Source organism: Paraburkholderia caffeinilytica (assembly GCF_046030355.1).
Classification (GTDB): domain Bacteria; phylum Pseudomonadota; class Gammaproteobacteria; order Burkholderiales; family Burkholderiaceae; genus Paraburkholderia; species Paraburkholderia caffeinilytica_B.
On record NZ_JAQQCQ010000027.1, the window covers coordinates 19,773 to 36,974 of the forward strand.

12 protein-coding genes are annotated in these 17,202 nt (G+C 65.3%); 6 read left to right on the plus strand and 6 right to left on the minus strand.

Features of this window, described 5'->3' with window-relative positions; all coding sequences use genetic code 11:
- The first annotated feature begins 90 nt into the window (after positions 1–90).
- On the plus strand, positions 91–1,233 hold the full coding sequence (locus PQQ95_RS30595) for an acyl-CoA dehydrogenase family protein (protein ID WP_408444486.1): 1,143 nt from the start codon (positions 91–93) through the stop codon (positions 1,231–1,233).
- 84 nt (positions 1,234–1,317) lie between these two features.
- Here PQQ95_RS30595 and PQQ95_RS30600 read toward each other — a convergent pair whose 3' ends face one another.
- The 3 genes from PQQ95_RS30600 to PQQ95_RS30610 are packed head-to-tail and all read right to left on the minus strand — an operon-like array spanning position 1,318 to position 4,190.
- Positions 1,318–2,085, minus strand: coding sequence for an enoyl-CoA hydratase/isomerase family protein (locus PQQ95_RS30600; protein ID WP_408444488.1), 768 nt, complete (start codon positions 2,083–2,085; stop codon positions 1,318–1,320).
- 48 nt (positions 2,086–2,133) lie between these two features.
- Positions 2,134–3,375: a thiolase family protein gene (locus tag PQQ95_RS30605; protein WP_408444491.1), complete on the minus strand. Its 1,242-nt coding sequence runs from the start codon at positions 3,373–3,375 to the stop codon at positions 2,134–2,136.
- A gap of 44 nt (positions 3,376–3,419) precedes the next feature.
- The gene (locus tag PQQ95_RS30610) at positions 3,420–4,190 is read right to left on the minus strand and encodes an enoyl-CoA hydratase/isomerase family protein (protein WP_408444493.1); all 771 of its coding nucleotides are present in this window, start codon (positions 4,188–4,190) and stop codon (positions 3,420–3,422) included.
- 395 nt (positions 4,191–4,585) lie between these two features.
- On the opposite strand from PQQ95_RS30610, the gene PQQ95_RS30615 reads away from it, so the two are divergent.
- The 5 genes from PQQ95_RS30615 (at position 4,586) to PQQ95_RS30635 (ending at position 13,027) form a co-directional block, all read left to right on the plus strand.
- Positions 4,586–7,321, plus strand: a complete 2,736-nt coding sequence (locus PQQ95_RS30615; RefSeq protein WP_408444495.1) for a winged helix-turn-helix domain-containing protein — start codon at positions 4,586–4,588, stop codon at positions 7,319–7,321.
- 326 nt (positions 7,322–7,647) lie between these two features.
- Positions 7,648–8,760 (plus strand): CaiB/BaiF CoA transferase family protein, encoded by a 1,113-nt coding sequence (locus PQQ95_RS30620; RefSeq protein ID WP_408444497.1) that lies wholly within the window; start codon positions 7,648–7,650, stop codon positions 8,758–8,760.
- 51 nt (positions 8,761–8,811) lie between these two features.
- The gene (locus tag PQQ95_RS30625; RefSeq protein ID WP_408444500.1) at positions 8,812–9,960 is read left to right on the plus strand and encodes an acyl-CoA dehydrogenase family protein; all 1,149 of its coding nucleotides are present in this window, start codon (positions 8,812–8,814) and stop codon (positions 9,958–9,960) included.
- A gap of 230 nt (positions 9,961–10,190) precedes the next feature.
- Positions 10,191–11,843 carry a sulfatase-like hydrolase/transferase gene (locus tag PQQ95_RS30630; RefSeq protein ID WP_408444503.1) on the plus strand — a complete coding sequence of 551 codons (1,653 nt, stop codon included), beginning with the start codon at positions 10,191–10,193 and terminating at the stop codon, positions 11,841–11,843.
- 56 nt (positions 11,844–11,899) lie between these two features.
- Entirely contained in the window at positions 11,900–13,027 is a 1,128-nt protein-coding gene (locus PQQ95_RS30635; protein WP_408444505.1) for a formylglycine-generating enzyme family protein, read from the plus strand.
- A gap of 160 nt (positions 13,028–13,187) precedes the next feature.
- On the opposite strand, the gene PQQ95_RS30640 is transcribed toward PQQ95_RS30635, so the two are convergent.
- Genes PQQ95_RS30640 through PQQ95_RS30650 form a run of 3 tightly spaced genes read right to left on the minus strand, consistent with a single transcriptional unit; the run spans position 13,188 to position 16,582 of the window.
- Positions 13,188–15,053 (minus strand): acyl-CoA dehydrogenase, encoded by a 1,866-nt coding sequence (locus PQQ95_RS30640; RefSeq protein ID WP_408444508.1) that lies wholly within the window; start codon positions 15,051–15,053, stop codon positions 13,188–13,190.
- A 13-nt stretch (positions 15,054–15,066) separates the two neighbouring features.
- Positions 15,067–15,786, minus strand: a complete 720-nt coding sequence (locus PQQ95_RS30645) for an NAD(P)H-dependent oxidoreductase (protein WP_408444511.1) — start codon at positions 15,784–15,786, stop codon at positions 15,067–15,069.
- A 43-nt stretch (positions 15,787–15,829) separates the two neighbouring features.
- Positions 15,830–16,582, minus strand: coding sequence for an enoyl-CoA hydratase/isomerase family protein (locus PQQ95_RS30650; protein WP_408444514.1), 753 nt, complete (start codon positions 16,580–16,582; stop codon positions 15,830–15,832).
- Positions 16,583–17,202 lie beyond the last annotated feature (620 nt).

Consider the following 17,202-nt stretch of genomic DNA (forward strand, 5'->3'; position numbering starts at 1 on the left):
GCGCACGTCCGGCCTCTGTCGCAACACCATGCGGTGGCGCGCCTCGCGGCGCACGCCACCGCGCACGTCCAACCAGGAGAGAGAGAACCCATGACCGACGTATCCGCAGCGTTCCTGAGCGAACAGGAAGTGATGATCCGCGACTCGGCGCGCACCGTCGCCACCGAAATCGTTGCCCCGACGGCCGCCGAGCGCGACCGCACCCACGCATGGCCGACCCGCGAGCTCGATGCAGTCGCGAAGCTCGGCTTCCTCGGCATGCTGGTGCCGGAGGAACACGACGGATCGGGCGCGAGCTTCGTCGAATACTGCCTCGCCCTCGAAGCGTTCGCCGCCGCCGATGCGGGATTCGCCACCGTCGTGCACGTTCACAACACCATCGCGGGCCTGATCGCCGAGCTGGGCAACGAAGAACAAAGGAAGCGCTTCCTGCCAGGCATGGTCACGGGCGAGCGTTTTGGCGCCGGCCTCTTTTCAGAACCGCAGGCCGGATCGGACACCGCTGCGTTCCGCACCTCGGCGAAGCGCGACGGCGATCATTACGTGCTGAACGGCAACAAGCAGTTCATCTCCAACGGCAACCAGGCCGGTGTCGCCGTGGCACTCGCCATTACGGACCAGGCGTCGGGCAAGAAGGGCGCGAGCATGTTCATCATCGACACGTCCGAACCCGGCTACCATGTCGCGCGCGTCGAGGACAAGCTTGGTCAGCGTTCCGCGCACCTCGCACAGATCCAGCTGATCGACTGCTGCGTGCCGACCGCCAACCTGATCGGCGAGGAAGGCAGCGCGTACCGGCAGATGCTGCGCGGCATGTCGGAAGGCCGCATCGCGATCGCGGCCATCGCCGTCGGCACGGCTCGCGCCGCGCTCGACGCTGCCGTGCGCTATGCGAAGGAACGCGAAGCCTACGGTGCGCCGATCATCCAGTTGCAAGGCGTCGCCTTCGATCTCGCCGACATGGCGACTCAGGTGGAGATCGCGCATCAGTTCGTGATTCACGCGGCGCGTCTTCAAACGGCCGGTCTGCCGTGTACCAAGGAAGCATCGATGGCCAAGCTCTTTGCGAGCGAAATGGCCGAGAAGGTCTGCTCGGATGCCCTGCAGATCCACGGCGGCTACGGCTATCTGAGCGACTTCCCGGTCGAGCGCTACTACCGCGACGTGCGCGTGACGAAGATCTACGAGGGCACGAGCCACATCCAGAAGCTCATCATCTCGCGCAATCTCTGAGCGTCGGCGCAACGGCAAGAGAGGGTTCGTTGTCGTTTGTGCGGGAACGCGGCGAGGATGTCCGCGTTCTCACTTCACGGTGAGCTACTTCGCTGCGAAGCGCGCGCAGGCGTTGCGGAAGAACGTCGAGCGCACGAGACCGCGTTGCAGTTCGCGCTCGTCTGCGAGCGACTGCTTCATCGAAACCTGACCTGAGCCGTCGACGAGGCGGCGACACTCGCGCACCGCCTCGGTCGGCAGCGCGGCCAGCTTTCCTGCCATCGCGAGCGCCTGCGGCATCAGCTCCGCGTCGTCGAGACAACGCCATGCAAGGCCCCAGGCTTCCGCCTGCTCGCCGCTGATGCGATCCCCGAGCAACGCCATGCCGAGCGCGCGCGGGCGCCCAAGCGCACGCGCAATCACCCAGTTGATGCCGAAGTCCGGCACGACGCCCAGCTGCGTGACCTGCGGCACGAGGAAATACGCCGAGCGCGCGCACAGCACGATGTCCGCGGCCAGCGCATAGCCGAGCGCGCCGCCCACGCACGGGCCGTTGACGGCGCTGATGACCGGCACCGGCGACTCGGCGATGAAACGGGTAATCGGGTTGCCGAGGTCCTCCATGAGCGCGCCGATAGTGCTCGACAACACGTCCTCTCCTTCCTGCGCGAGTGCGTGAAACATATGCACGTCGCCGCCCGCCGAAAACACGCGCCCGGCGCCCGTCAGCACGATCGCGCGAGCGCCCTGCGCGACCACGTCACGAAGCGCGGCGCCGAGCTGCTCGAGCATCGCGCGATCCATGACGTTATAGGCCGACGCGCCCTTCATCGTGAGGACCGCGACGCGCTCCTCCCAACTGATTTCAACCATAGCTTGACTCCTGGCCGGCCGCGCCGGCCGGCCACATACTTTCCGCCGTTAAGCCTTGCCGAGAATGGCAATGTGCTCGAGCGCCTCTTCCACGCGCCAGAGGCCGCCGCCGTTGCCCTGAATCGCAAAGCGCGCCCCTTCGACCTGACGCTGGCCGCAGTTGCCGCGCAGCTGCTCGACCAGCTCGAAGATCTGGCCGAGGCCGGTCGCGCCGATCGGATGGCCCTTCGATTCGAGGCCGCCCGACGGATTGACCACGATCGAGCCGCCAAGCGAAGTCTCGCCGCGCTCGGCGAGGATGCCGCTCATGCCCGGCTCGCGCAGGCCGAGACCTTCGAACGTGATGAGTTCGCCGATCGCGGTGGCGTCGTGCAGTTCGGCGACGTTGATTTCGGACGGGCTGATGCCGGCTTGCTCGAAAGCATCCTTCGCCGCTTGCGGCGTGCAGGCGTTCTCATAGTCGTCGGCCGCGCGCGCGGAGCCCGAGCGCAGCACGCTCGCCATGACCTTGACGGCGCGGCTGCGGTCGAACCCGTACTTCTTCAGCGCGCTTTCCGTGCAGAGGATCGCAGCGGCGGCGCCGTCCGAGATCGGCGAGCACATCGGCAGCGTCATCGGGTAGGTGATCGGCGGCGCGGCCAGCACTTCGTCGATCGTCATCGGCTTACGATATTGCGAGCGTTCGTTATGCACCGAGTGGTTGTGATTCTTCGCCGCGACCGCCGCAATCTGGCGCTGCGTCACGCCAAAGCGCGACATGAACGCGCGGCCGAGCGCTGCATAGACGTCCATGAACGGGCTGTACGGTTTGTCGGACTGCGAGCCGGGCGGCGGCACGATGTCCTTGCCCATGCCGGCGAGGCAGCTCTTGTTCTCGTCGAGCGTCTCGACGTCCCAGGCCGATTCGAAGCACGAGAACATCTTGGCCTTGTCGTTCGAATACATCTTTTCGGCGCCCACGGCCAGCACGACGTCGGCCGCGCCCGCGCGCAGCTGCATCACGGCGAGATTGAACGCCGCGCTCGACGACGCGCACGCGCCCTCGATGTTGTAGATCGGAATGCCGCCGAGGCCGATCGGCAGAAGCGCCACCTGACCGCGAATCATGTGCTGGCCGTCGAAGTGGCCCTGCGCCGTGTTGCCGAAGAACGCAGCCTGAACCCACTTGCGCTCGCAGCCAGCGTCCTTGAGCACGTCCTCGACCGCCCACGCGGTGAGCTGCTTGACGCTCTTGTCCATGTGACGGCCAAACGGCGTCATGCTCACGCCGACGATATAGATGTTTTCCATGATGTCCCCAAAAAATCAAACGAGCCCGTGCGATGCCGCCGGGATCAGTAGCCCTTGAATTCCGGCTTGCGCTTTTCAACGAACGCGCGCAGCCCTTCCTGAATGTCGTATGAACGCTGGTGATTGCGCAGCTCGAGCACTTCGTGGCGCAGCGCGTCGGCGACCGGCTTGTCGGCCGATTCGTCGGCGACGCACTTCATCTTCGAGAGCACGAGCGGGCTCTTCGCTGCGAGCTTCTCGCCGATCGCCTGCACACGGTCGAGCAGTTCCGCATCGGCGACGACTTCCGCGACGAGGCCGTACTGCTCCATCTTCTGCGCCGACACCGAGTCGCCCGTGAACAGCAGATACTTCGCGATGTTCACGGGAATCTTGCGCGGCAGCACGGCGGCACCGCCGCCGCCCGGGAACACGCCGAAGTTCGAGTGGGCGTCGCCAAAGCGCGCGCTTTCCGCCGCGATCACGAAGTCGCAGGTCATCACAGCCTCAAGGCCGCCCGCGAGCGCGAGACCGTTGACGGCGGCGATGACCGGGCGCGGAAACGCGCGCATCGTGTCGAACAGCTCGATAATCTTGTCGAGGAAGTCCTTCTCGCCTGGCTGCGCGGGCGCGCCGGCCGTCTTCAGGTCGGCGCCGGCGCTGAACGCGCGGCCCGTGCCCGTCAGGGCGACGACGCGCACCTGCGGGTTGTCCTTCCATTCCACGAGCTTCGCGGTGATGCCTTCCACCATCTCGCGCGACAGCGCGTTCATGGCTTCCGGACGCGCAAGCGTGATCCAGCCCACCGGGCCCTTCAGTTCAAATGTGACGCTCATCTATTGCTCCCCAATCCATGCCAGTCCTGGCGAAAAATCGTCTGCTGCGGATGATTCACACAACGCGGCTGCGGCGCGACGGACAAAGCGCGCATCGAGCCGGCGCGGCGATCCCCGGCGCCGTGAAGCGCGCCATGCGTACGTTGCAACGATAGGGAGCGAGGCGCGCAAATTCCCCTTCATTTGCGGGGGGGCCGCGACTCCACACCCGATAAGAGGGGGTCACCGGCGCATCATGCGTGCTAGCATCGAAACCGACGAGATGCCCGGTACCGGTGCGGCGCCCAGCGCACGACTGCCGCCTTGCCGGACGCGATGAGACCTTCGCACGCGCAACCGGTCTCATCTGCCGCCCGGGCCGTCCGGAGCGCGTGCCGCCCGCGGCGAGCCAAGCCATGACGTTGACAATCCAGACACCCCAGCCCGACGAGTCCAACCTGCCGGCGAAGTTCGCGCCGCCGCGCATCGGCCCCCGCCATATCGTGCGCAAGCGGCTCATCGAGCGCCTGCGCAACGAGGCGCAGCATTGCGCGCTCACGCTCATCACGGGGAGCGCAGGCTTCGGCAAGACCATCCTGCTTGTGCAATGGCGCCAGGAACTGATGAAGCACGGTGCGGAAGTCGCCTGGCTCGCGCTCGCAGCGGACGACCGGCGCAAGGCCGTGTTCTGCCGCGATCTGCTTGGCGCGCTCGCGCGCCTCGGCGTCGCGCCCAACGACATGCCCGCCGCCGAAGACGACGACCGGATGTGGCCGGTCGAGCCCGTCGCCGCGACACTCATCGCGCTCGCGGAGCGGGTTGCGAAGGATATCTATCTTTTCATCGACGACTACCATCACGTCGACGACCCGTGGGTGCACGAACTGATGCGCAAGCTCGTCACCCACAGCCCCGCCAATCTGCACATCGTGATCGCCTCGCGCACCACGCCGCCGCTCTCGCTCAGCCGTTTGCGCGTGTACGGCCAGCTCGCCGAGGCCGGTTTCGAAGATCTGCCGTTCAGCCTCGACGAAACCCAGGCGTTTTTCGAGCAGAATCTCGCGACGATCAAGCTGACCGCCGACGAACTCCAGCTGATCCAGGACGTCACGCACGGCTGGCCGGCGAGCCTGCAGCTCATCGCGATCATGCTGCGCAATCGCCCGGCCGCGCGCGGCCAGTTGCCGGTGTTGTTGCGCCGCTCGGGCGATCTGCAGAACTACCTTGCCGAGGACGTGATTGCGCAGGTACCGGCGGACATGATCGCGTTCCTCGAAATGCTCGCGCCGCTGCGGCGCTTCAACGCGGCACTCGCTGCTCACGTCACGGGGCAGACGCAAGCCGCCGATCTCATGAAGCGCGCCGAAGAGGAATTTCTGCTGATCCAGCGCGTCGAAACCGACGATCGCACGCCGTGGTACCGCTTTCATCCGCTGCTCGGCGAGTTCCTCGGCAACCGGCTCGCCGCGCGTGGCGGCGACCTCGTGCAGGCGCTGCACCGCAGCGCGAGCGCCTGGTTCGCGAGCCAGCAGATGCTCGTCGACGCCGTGCGTCATGCGAAGTTCACCGGCGACCTCGCGCTCGCGGTGCGGACCGTCGAAAGCGCCATGCCGCCCGACTGGCGTTTCAGCGCCGTCGGCGCGATGGCCCAGCTGCTCGACCATCTGCCCGAGGAGATGCTCGCCGAACATCCGCGGCTCTCCTTTCTCGGCTGCCTGACCTATGCGCTGACCGCTCGGCCGGCGCAGGCACAGCGCTGGCTCGACCAGTTGCGGCGCAGCCACGCGGCCCGCCTGCCCGGCATGGAAATCCAGCTCGCGCTAGCGGAAGCAACCATCGCGACGCAGCGCGACGACGGCCAGCACGTCGTTGGTTTGCTGGAGCGCCCGCAGGAATCGTGGCCGTCGAACCGGACCTTGAAATACGTCTACATCGGTGCGCTGGTGACCGCCTTCGCGCACGTGGGCCGTATTCGTGAAGCCCTGCGCCTGCACGAAGAGCACACCGTGCAGAGCGACGATCAGGGCAGCGAGATCGCGCTGATGTTCGAGGCCACGCTGCCCGCGACCCACCTGAAGCAAGGCCAGGTCCGCGAAACGGCGCGCCTTGGCGCGGCGCTGCTCCAGCAGGCCGAGACGACCTACGGGCGGCACTCGGTCTGTGCGGACCTGTGCGCCGCCATGCTCGGCGACGCGTACTACGAACTCGACCGCATCGCCGATGCGCGCGACGTCCTCGCCAACCGGACGAACCTGCTGCGCGCCTCGTGGCCCGACGTCATGGTGCAGGCATCGCTCGTCCACGCCCGGCTCGACCGCATCGATCAGGGTTCGGCGGCGGCCCTTGCCTTCCTGCAGCGGCAGGCCGCGCATTTCCGGGCGCTCGGCCTGCCGCGGCCCGCCGCCTTCATGCTGGGCGAGGCGGTGCATATCCTGCTCGACGAAGGAGACCACGTGCGCGCGCAAGGCGTCATGGCGCAACTCGACGCGCTCGCCACAGCGGACGTTGGCGCAGCCGAGCCGGCCCTGGCCGACGAAACGCAGGCGATCGCGGCGATCGCGCGTGCCCGCCTCGCGCTCGTGAACTGCAACACTTCCGAAGCGCTCAATGCCCTCCAGCAGGCGCGCGCCTTCGCGCTCGCTGCCGGCCGCGAACGACTGCTCGTCCGCGTGAACCTGCTGGCGGCGGCCGCCTATGAGGACATCGAGCAGGCGCCGGCAGCCCGGCAGTGTCTCGTCGATGCGTTGAACACAGGCGCGACGCTCGGACTCGTGCGCACGTTCATCGACGACGGCGGGCCGGTCGCGCCGCGCTTCGCCACGCTACGCAACGCGGCGGCGCTCTCGCCGCAGGCCGCGATACTGCTCGACGCGCTGCTGAAGCCCGGTGACGCCGCACACCCGCCGCCGCCCATCCGCACCAGCAAGCCGGACACGCAGGCGCTCGCGCGCGAAGGCATCAATCTCACACCACGCGAACGCGAGATCCTGCTGCTGATCTCGCAGGCCATGTCCAACAAGCGCATCGCCCTGACCCTGAACATCTCGGTCGGGACTACGAAATGGAACGTGCGCAACATCCTCACCAAGCTCGGCGTCTCCTCGCGCTACGACGCCATGACATGGGCACGCGAGCACGGCTACATCGAATGAGCGTGGGCGGCGGGACCTGAGCCGCCGTTCGTTGCACGGCCCTCTGCACTGCCTTGCCCACTGCCTTTTGCACTGCACTTTGCGCCACCCTCTGCACTGCCATGTGCACCGCCCTTCGCACTACCTTTTGCACCACTTTTTGCACTGCCTTTTGCACCGCCCTCTGCGCCGACTCGCACACACACTGCGCCCGCCCCTGCCTTGAATAGGGGGCGCACGCGCCGCCGCCAGACGCCGCCGTCCGCCGCCCCCTTTCCTTCCGAGGGGGTGTCTGCGCGCCGCGCGCTCTCTATCATTGGCCGCATTCAACGATGATGAGGCAAACCATGACGCCAGACTGGCAAGGCCCGCTCTCCGGTGTGCGCGTGCTCGAAATTGCAGGCATCGGACCGGGGCCGTTTTGCGGCATGTTACTCGCCGATCTGGGCGCGGACGTGGTGGTGGTGGATCGCGTCGAACCCGACGCCGACCGGGTCGATCTCGGCAATCACGACATCCCGAATCGCGGCAAGCGCTCGGTGGCCGCCGATCTGAAAACGCCCGAGGGTGTCCAAACCGTGCTGCAACTGATCGCACGATGCGACGCGCTGATCGAGGGCATGCGGCCCGGCGTGATGGAGCGCCTCGGCCTCGGCCCGGACGTGTGCCTGCAACACAACCCCAAGCTCGTCTACGGCCGCATGACCGGCTGGGGACAAACCGGTCCGCTCGCACACGCCGCGGGGCACGACCTGAACTACATCGCACTGTCTGGCGCACTCTGGTATTCAGGCCAACCAGGCGAACCGCCCATCACGCCGCCGAGCCTCGTGGGCGACGTTGGCGGTGGCGCGCTCTATCTCGCCGTGGGCCTGCTTGCGGGCATCATGCATGCGCGCGCGAAGGGTGAGGGGCAAGTGGTGGACGCCGCCATTGTCGACGGCAGCGCGCACATGATGACCTTGCTGCATGCGCTCCAGGCGTCCGGCAAGTTCACGGCGACGCGTGGTCAGAGCCTGCTCGACGGTCCTCATTGGTACAACACCTATCGCTGCGCCGACGGCGGCATGATCTCGGTTGGCTCGCTCGAACCGAAGTTCTATCGCCTGCTGCGCGAAAAGCTCGGTTTCGCCGACGACCCCGCGTTCGACAAGGCCTACGACGCCAGCGCGTGGCCCGACCTGCGCCAACGTTTCGCCGACCTCTTCGCAACCCGGACCCGTGACGCGTGGTGCGCGCTGCTGGAAGGCAGTGATGCCTGCTTCGCGCCCGTGCTCAGCCCCGACGAAGCCGCGCAGCATCCGCACATGCAAGTGCGCAAGGTCTACACACGCGAAAGCGGCGTCCTGCAGGCCAATCCCGCCCCGCGTTTCTCGGCCACGCCGCTACCCGCGCCACGCAGGATCCCGCAGCGCGGCGAACACACCCAGGAAGTTCTGCGCGACTGGGATACGCGCTGAGCGCCGCTCGGCCGCCCCGCCCGCCTCGACCCAACACAAGGATGACCATCCATGAGTAAAGATCTCTCCGGCCTGTTCCTCAACGAGCAGCAGATCATGATTCGCGACTCGGCGCGCCGTGTCGCGAACGAAATCGTCGCACCGACGGCCGCCCAGCGCGACCGCGAGTCCGCATGGCCGCACGCCGAAATCAAGGCGCTGGCCGAGCTCGGTTTTCTCGGCATGCTGGTGCCTGAGGCTTATGGCGGCACGGGCGCGGGCGTGCTCGACTTCTGCCTCGCGCAGCACGAGTTTGCCGCGCACGACGCGGGCCTCGCCACGATCCTGCACGTCCACAACTTCACGGCGATGTGCATCGCTAAAAACGGCACCGAGGCGCAGAAGCAGCGCTTCCTGCCCGCGATGGCGAGCGGCGAGTCGATCGGCGCGTTCCTGCTCTCCGAAGCGCATGCCGGCTCGGACACGGCGGCACTGCGCACCAGCGCGGTACGCGACGGCGATCATTACGTCCTCAACGGCTCGAAGCAGTTCATCTCGAACGGCAGCGAGGCCGGCGTGGGCGTGGCATTCGCCATCACCGACAAGGCAGCCGGCAAGCGCGGCGCCACGACGTTCATCGTCGATCCGTCGCAGCCCGGCTACGCCACGACGCGCATCGAGGACAAGCTCGGTCAGCACACGGCCCACACGGCGCAGATCGCGCTGGAAAACTGTCGCGTGCCCGTTGAGCAGCGGCTTGGCGCCGAGGGCGGCGGCTACCGGACGGTGATGAGCGGTTTATCGGATGGCCGCATCGGCATCGCGTTCATCGCTGCGGGCGCGGCCCGCGGCGCGCTCGACGCGGCGGTGAAGTATGCCAACGAGCGTGAGGCCTATGGCGCGCCGATCGCACAGCTCCAGGGCGTGGCGTTCGATCTGGCCGACATGGCCGCGCAGGTCGACGTGGCGTTCCAGTACTGCCTCCACGCCGCGCGGCTGTGCGACACCGGCGCGGACTGCATGAAGGAAGCGTCGATCGCCAAGCTCTTCGCGAGCGAGATGGCCGAGAAGGTCTGTTCAAGCGCACTCCAGATTCACGGGGGCTACGGCTATCTGTGCGACTTCCCCGTGGAGCGCTATCTGCGCGACGTGCGCGTCTGCAAGATCTACGAAGGCACGAGCCACATTCAGAAGCTCATCATCTCGCGCCAACTCGGCTGACGCACATTCGACGCGGCCCCCTATTAACGAGGGGTGATTCGACGCGCCATGCCCTGTTATTTTGAAGTCGGAGTCGTCTCCCGGGCCGAGCGGACCCGGTGGACGGCACGAGGTATCCGTGCTTTTCCGGATCGACTGCGGCGGCGAACCGCGTGGTGGCATGGCGCCTGCCGGCGCCCGGTCCGTTCACCAGCCAGTCACCGGCCATTACCACAACGGCAGGAGACGCCATGAAACACATCATCCCAGCCTTGCTCCTCGCAGCAGGAGCGACGCTGGCCCTCTCATACGCGGTCAGCGCGCAGACGATCACCGAACCCACGAAAGAACAGGGCCTGGCCGGCTACGACCAGCCTAACCAGTATCTGGCGTCCCGCACGGTCAAGCTCGCGGACAACATGGAGCCGGTCATCGCGCATGCGGATCAGGCGCAGGAGGCCGCCCGCAAACTGGAAGCCCTGCAGAAGAAAACCGGCAAGCGCCCCAACATCGTGGTCTTTCTGCTCGACGACGTCGGCTATAGCGACTTCGGCTTCAACGGCGGCGGCGAGGCGGTGGGCAACGCCACGCCCGACATCGACCGCATCGCGAACCAGAGTCTGATCCTGAGCTCGGCCTATTCGCAGCCGAGCTGCTCGCCGACCCGCGCGACCATCATGACCGGCCAGAACATGGCCCACCACGGCATCCAGATTCCGCCGATGTACGGCCAGCCAGGCGGCCTCGAAGGGCTAACCACGTTGCCGGAACTGCTCTCGCGCGCCGGCTACACGACTCAGGCCGTCGGCAAGTGGCACATGGGCGAGAACGCCGGCTCGCAGCCGCAGAACGTCGGTTTCGACGACTTCCGCGGCTTCCTCTCGGTCTCCGACATGTACACCGAGTGGCGCGACCCGCAATACAACCCGGAAATCGCCCTGAGCCCGCAGCGCTATCGCTACATTCTGAATCTGCCGTTCAACAAGAGCGACGTGCACGCGGTGAAAGGCGGCCAGGTCGAAAGCCTGTACGAGATCAACACGGACACCATCAAGGACCTCGATACGAAGTGGCTCGACTACACCGTCGGCTTCCTCGACCGCCAGAAGAACGCCACCAAGCCGTTCTTCCTGTACTACGCGCCGCGTGCCTGCCACTTCGACAACTATCCGAACGACTACTACAGGGGACGATCGGCGGCGCGCACAAACTACAGCGACTGCATCGTGCAGGTCAACGACATGTTCAAGAAGCTGATCGACACGCTGCAGGCGAACGGCGAACTGGACAACACGATCGTGTTCTTCACCTCGGATAACGGCCCCGAGCAGGAGGTGCAGCCGGCCGCGCGCTCGATGTTCCGTGGCGGCAAGGGCTCGACCTGGGAAGGCGCGGTGCGCGCACCGTTCTTCGTCTACTGGAAGGGTATGGTCGAGCCGCGCCGCTCAGACGGCCTGTTTGATTTCGCCGACCTGTTCAACACGTCGATTGCGCTGGCCGGCACGCCGGGTGCGGGTCTCTCGAAGCTCGTGCCGCCCACGACGTACGTCGACGGCATCGACCAGACCTCGTTCCTGCTTGCCGACAAGGGTGTTTCCAACCGGCGCAGCGTCTTCTACTTCTGGAACGACTCGCTTTCCGCGGTGCGGGTCGACGAATTCAAACTGATGAAGAAATTCCAGCTTCCGGACGCGGTGACCCAGAAGGGCTACAACGGCGGCTTCGCCGGGATGGTCGGCGATGCGTGGACCGTGCTGGTCTTCAATCTGTACACGGACCCGAAGGAAGAGGAGTCGATCGCGATCCGGCATATCCCCGCCAGCGTGCCGCTCGTGATGGAGTACGCCCGCTATCAGCAGGTGCTCAAGAAGTACCCGCCCAGAACCCAGGCCTCGCTCAAGTAGGCTTGATCGCGCCGACGTCCGAACCGACGCCGGCGCTTTTGGTATTGGAAACAGCAATGAAGCTAGCAAATAAACAGTGGCACAAGGCGGGCGCGGTCGCGCTCACGCTTCTCATGACCGGCACCGCGATTGCCGCGTATGAGCACTTCAAGGGCCCTGCCCCGCTCACCGTGGGCGACGGCGCGGCCGGCCCGCAAGACATGGTGTGGATTCCGGCCGGTGAATTCATGATGGGCAGCGAGCACCCGCGTGCGTTGCCCAACGAACGGCCCGCGCACGAGGTCAAGGTGCATGGCTACTGGATCGACCGGCACGACGTCACCAACGCGGAATTCGCGCGTTTCGTCGCCGCGACCGGCTATGTCACGACAGCCGAGCGCAAGCCGCGCTGGGAAGATCTGGCGGTTCAGTTGCCGCCCGGCACGCCGCGCCCCGCCGACGACACGCTCGTCGCCGGCGCCCTCGTCTTCACCGGCACGGACGCGCCCGTCGCGTTGAACGACTACTCACGCTGGTGGAAGTTTGTACCGGGCGCGAGCTGGCGGCATCCGGCCGGACCCGGCAGCAGCATTGCCGGCAAGGAGAATCATCCGGTCGTGCAGGTATCCTACGAAGATGCGCTCGCCTACGCGCACTGGGCGCACAAGCGGCTACCCACCGAAGCGGAATGGGAGTACGCGGCGCGCGGCGGCCTCGAACAGGCCGACTACGCGTGGGGCAACGAATTCGCACCGAATAGCAAAAAAATGGCGAACACCTGGGACGATGCGGCGCGTCCGTTCCCCGTCACCGAGGATCGCAGCAGCCACGAGAAGGTTCAGGTAGGCACGACGGCCGTGGGCCGCTTCGCGCCAAACGGCTATGGTCTCTACGATATGGCGGGCAACGTCTGGCAATGGGTGGCCGACTGGTATCGCGCAGACGCGTTTCGCATCGAGTCGGCGTCCGGACGTGTCGTCAGCAATCCCCAGGGACCCGCTTCGAGCTACGACCCGGACAACGGTCCGACCGCCTCGGCCCCCGAGCGCGTGACGCGCGGCGGCTCGTTCCTGTGCAGCGAAACCTACTGCATCAGCTATCGAACCAGCGCGCGCCGCGGCACGGATCCGATGAATGGCATGTCGCATCTTGGCTTCCGGCTTGCGATGGATGAAGACGCGTGGGTCCGCGAATCCCGCCATTGAGGCAATGCTTCGTGCGGAGGATGCCGGGCGGGAATGAAGCCGCCCGGGTCTGCGTAGTTCGATTCACCAACCTCCCTTCGCGGGCGCCGCTGCATTTTCGAATGCAGCGGCTCATCAAGGTCAGATAAAGCGCGACCGCTTTCCGGTGCGTTGCCGTTCTTCAGAACCACGCGTCCTGCATGTCGAACGCAGTGCGATCCAGCGAGGCGAGCAGATTCAGTTGCGGCGTGACGCGCGGCAATTCCCATCGATAGAAATACGCCGCTGCGGCAAGCTTGCCGCGATAAAACGCCTTGTCGCCGGTACCGGTGCCGGTGCCGGCAAGCGCGGCCTGCGCTACAAGCGCCTGTTCGATCCATATCCACGCCACCACCACATGGCCGAACGCCTCAAGATAGATCGAGGCATTCGCGAGCGTCAGCGCGGGATCGCCGGCGGCCCATAGTGCGTCGGTCACCTCGACAAGCCGCGTCACGATCTCATCGAGCATCGCGCCGTACTCCACGAGCGCCGTGTCGCCGGTGGCCGTCGAGCGCGCGGCGCTCGCCCGCATCCGGTCGACGAGCATTCGCAACGCCTTGCCGTCCTTCATCGTGACCTTGCGGCCGAGCAGGTCCAGCGCCTGGATGCCGTGCGTGCCTTCGTGTATCGGATTCAGGCGATTGTCCCGGTAGAACTGCTCGACGTTGTATTCGCGCGTGTAGCCGTAGCCGCCGTGCACCTGAATGGCGAGGTTGTTCGCTTCGAGACACCATTGCGACGGCCAGCTCTTGGCGATCGGCGTCAGGATGTCGAGTAGCAGCGAGTACGCCTGCGCCGTCTGGCCATCGTTCCCGGCCTCGGCTGCGCGTGCTTCGTCGACGAGCTTCGCGCAGTACAGATTGAGCGCGAGACCGCCCTCCGCATAGCTCTTCTGCGCCAGCAGCATGCGGCGGATGTCCGGGTGTTCCACCAGCCTGACCTGCGGGCTCGCCGGGTCCTTGCCGGCCGGCCCTGTGGCACGTCCTTGCGGACGGTTGCGCGCATAGTCGAGCGCATGCAGATAGCCGGTGTAACCGAGCGCCGCCGCACCGAGCCCTACTCCAATGCGCGACTCGTTCATCATGTGAAACATGTAAGTGAGCCCCTGGCCGGCCTCGCCCACCAGATAGCCGATCGCGCCCGCCTCGCCGCGCGGCCGGTACTTCACGCCCTCGCCGAAATTCAGCAGGCAATTGGTGGCGCCGCGATAACCCATCTTGTGGTTCAGCCCCGCGAGGACCACGTCGTTGTGCTCACCGCGCGAACCGTTCTCGCCGACAAGGTACTTCGGAACGATGAAGAGCGAAATGCCCTTCACGCCCGGCACCAGCTTGCCGTTCGGACCGGGAATCTTCGCGAGCACGAGGTGCACGATGTTCTCCGACAGCTCATGCTCGCCGCCGGAAATCCACATCTTGTTGCCACGCAGACGATACTGCGCACCGAGTAACGAGTCTGTCTCGTACTCGGCGCGCGTCGTGATGTCCGAGAGCGACGAACCCGCCTGCGGCTCGGACAGGCACATCGTGCCGAAGAAGCGGCCCGCCATTTCCGGCAGCACGAACGTGTCGATCTGTTTGCGCGTGCCGTGGGCCAGCAGCAGGTTCGCATTGCCGATAGTGAGAAACGGAAATGTCGTGGTGCCGATGTTCGCCGCGTTGAACCAGGCAAAACCGGCTTTTTCGAGCACCATCGGCAGTTGCATGCCGCCAAGCTCGTAGTCCTGCCCGGCGGCCATCAGGCCGGCTTCGCAAAAGGCGGCCAGCGCCCGCCGGACCTCGGGAATGACATGCACGGTCTCGCCGTCGAAATGCTGCTCCTGCTCGTCGTTCTTCTTGTTGTGCGTGGCGAACAAATCGGTGGCGATCTTTTCGCAGGTGTCCAGCGCGGCGTCGAAGGTCTCGCGTGAATGGTCCGCATAGCGCGCGGCCGTCGTGAGCGTCTCGACGTCGAGCCATTCGTACAACATGAAATCCAGATCGCGGCGCGAAAGAATCAGTGACATGGTGGCGTCCTTTTCAATGCGTTTCGCGGCACACTGCCTTGGGGCGCAGCATGTCGTCGAAATCGTCCATTGACGGAAACTGCAGGGGCTCAAGGCTGTCGATCTGCCGGAGTCGCTGGCGATACTGCTCCAGCATTTCCGTGCGCTGCTCGGGCTTGATGTAGGGAACATGCCAGGCAACGAACGGCGGCAGCACGGTCATGCCCGTATAGGCCAGCGTGCCGCGCAGAATCGGCCTGAGCATGTCTTCCAGCTCGCCGTGAATACCGCCCTCGGACAGCATGTGCTGCTGGCCGCCGATAGTCATGGCGAGCATCGTCTTCTTGCCCTTCAGTCCGCCACGGTCGTAGAACCGCATGCCCCCATAGCAACGGCCGGAAATGAGGACTCTGTCGACCCAGCCTTTGAGAATCGCCGGCATGGAGAACCAGTAGACCGGAAAGTTGAAGATCACCAGATCAGCCCGGTCCAGCTTGTCCAGTTCGGCCTGGATGTCGGGCGCGAGGGTCTTCTTCTCGTAGCCGTGCCGTTGCTCCAGCGCATAGACGAGGTAATCGGCGTTGGCGCGGCTGCCGAAGTCATCGCGATCCGCAACGGGATTCCATTGCATGGCGTAGAGATCCGATACCGTCACCTCATGCCCTTGCGCCTCGAGTTCCTCGACGGCAAGCGTCTTCATGGATGCGTTAAACGATTGAGGCTCGTTGTGGGCGAACACGATCAGCACGTTCATCGCGACGTTCTCCTGTAATTTCGGTTTAGGGTGGGCAGCGCGATTACTTGCGACGGTCGGCGGCCAGGCGAGCCTGCAGCGCGTCGATGCGTTTATGGTTCTCGTCCGAGCCGATATAGCTGCGGAACAGCCACTCCTGAGTCCGCATGGCGCCGTCCAGGTCGAGATTCAGCAACTGATTGGAAAGACGCTTCGTTTCAAGCAGGCACATGCGGTCACAGTTGGCCATCTCCGCCGCAATAGCGCTCACCGACGAGAGCAGCTCGCCTTCCGGATACACACGGCTGACATAGCCCATCCGTTCTGCTTCCGCCGCGTCATAGATTCGGCCGGTCAGCGCGACTTCCTTGGCGCGGCCGAGCCCGATGATTCGCCACAGCGGATCGAGTACGGGCGTCAATGCCAGCATCACTTCGCGTTGGCCGAACTTCGCGCGGGTGGAGGCGTAGCGGATGTCGCACATCATGGTCAGATCGAAGCCGCCCGCGATGGCCGGGCCGCCCACTGCGGCAATGACCGGCTGAGGATAGAAGAGGATCGCCCGGTAGGCGCGATGAAAAAGCGCCGTGTACGCTTCGTTCGAGACCTTCTCCAGCTTGCGGATTTCGTTGAGATCGAATCCGGCCGAGAAATAGCGCTCACCCCCCGTCAGAACGACCACGCTGACGTCCTCCCGTTCGCCGAGGCTTATGAAGACGGAAATGATTTCCTCGAGCACGCCGGGCGCAAGCGCATTGCCTTTGTCGGGACGGTTGATGGTCACCGTCGCGACCTTGTCGGTAATGTCGAGCAGCAAATACTGATAGTCCATTGAATGGTTCCTCGTTTTCAGGTGTTCCGCAGGCTCGATTCGGCGACCGCCAGGGCGAAATAGCGAAAGCACGTGCCGACGAAGCGCCGACGCCGATTGACGGCGTGGCGTGGATCGTTCGCCGCGATTGACGGTTGACGCGCCCCGACGCGTTCGGTTCGAAGACCTCGAAGAGGCCATTTTTTGACGGCCCTGCGGGAAACAGTGGACGAGAATGCTGCTTCACGGGCTCGCCCCCGGATCCGCTTGATGTCAAATCGAGACGGTTCGTCAGGGAGTGTAGGCAACGTTCAAGGCTGGCCGCCCCTTCCTTTTCGTGCGGGGTGGCTCATCTGGTCCGGTGTGCTGGACGGCTGAACGGAGTGAGCCGGTCCGGCGGACAGCGTAGGTGCGTGTGGCGAATCGTTCGATAGCGTCAGAGCGAAGCACCACGCCGAGGAAGCGCTGAAGGACGAGACCATCGCAGAGTGGTTGCAACGGAACGATCGGCAACCTCTTTGGCAAGCCCAGCCATTGGCCGGGATTTATCGACCACGAAGAATCCCTCCATCGCGCCACCGTTGATCCGTTGGACAACACTCAATCGGATGACGAGTGACTCAGTT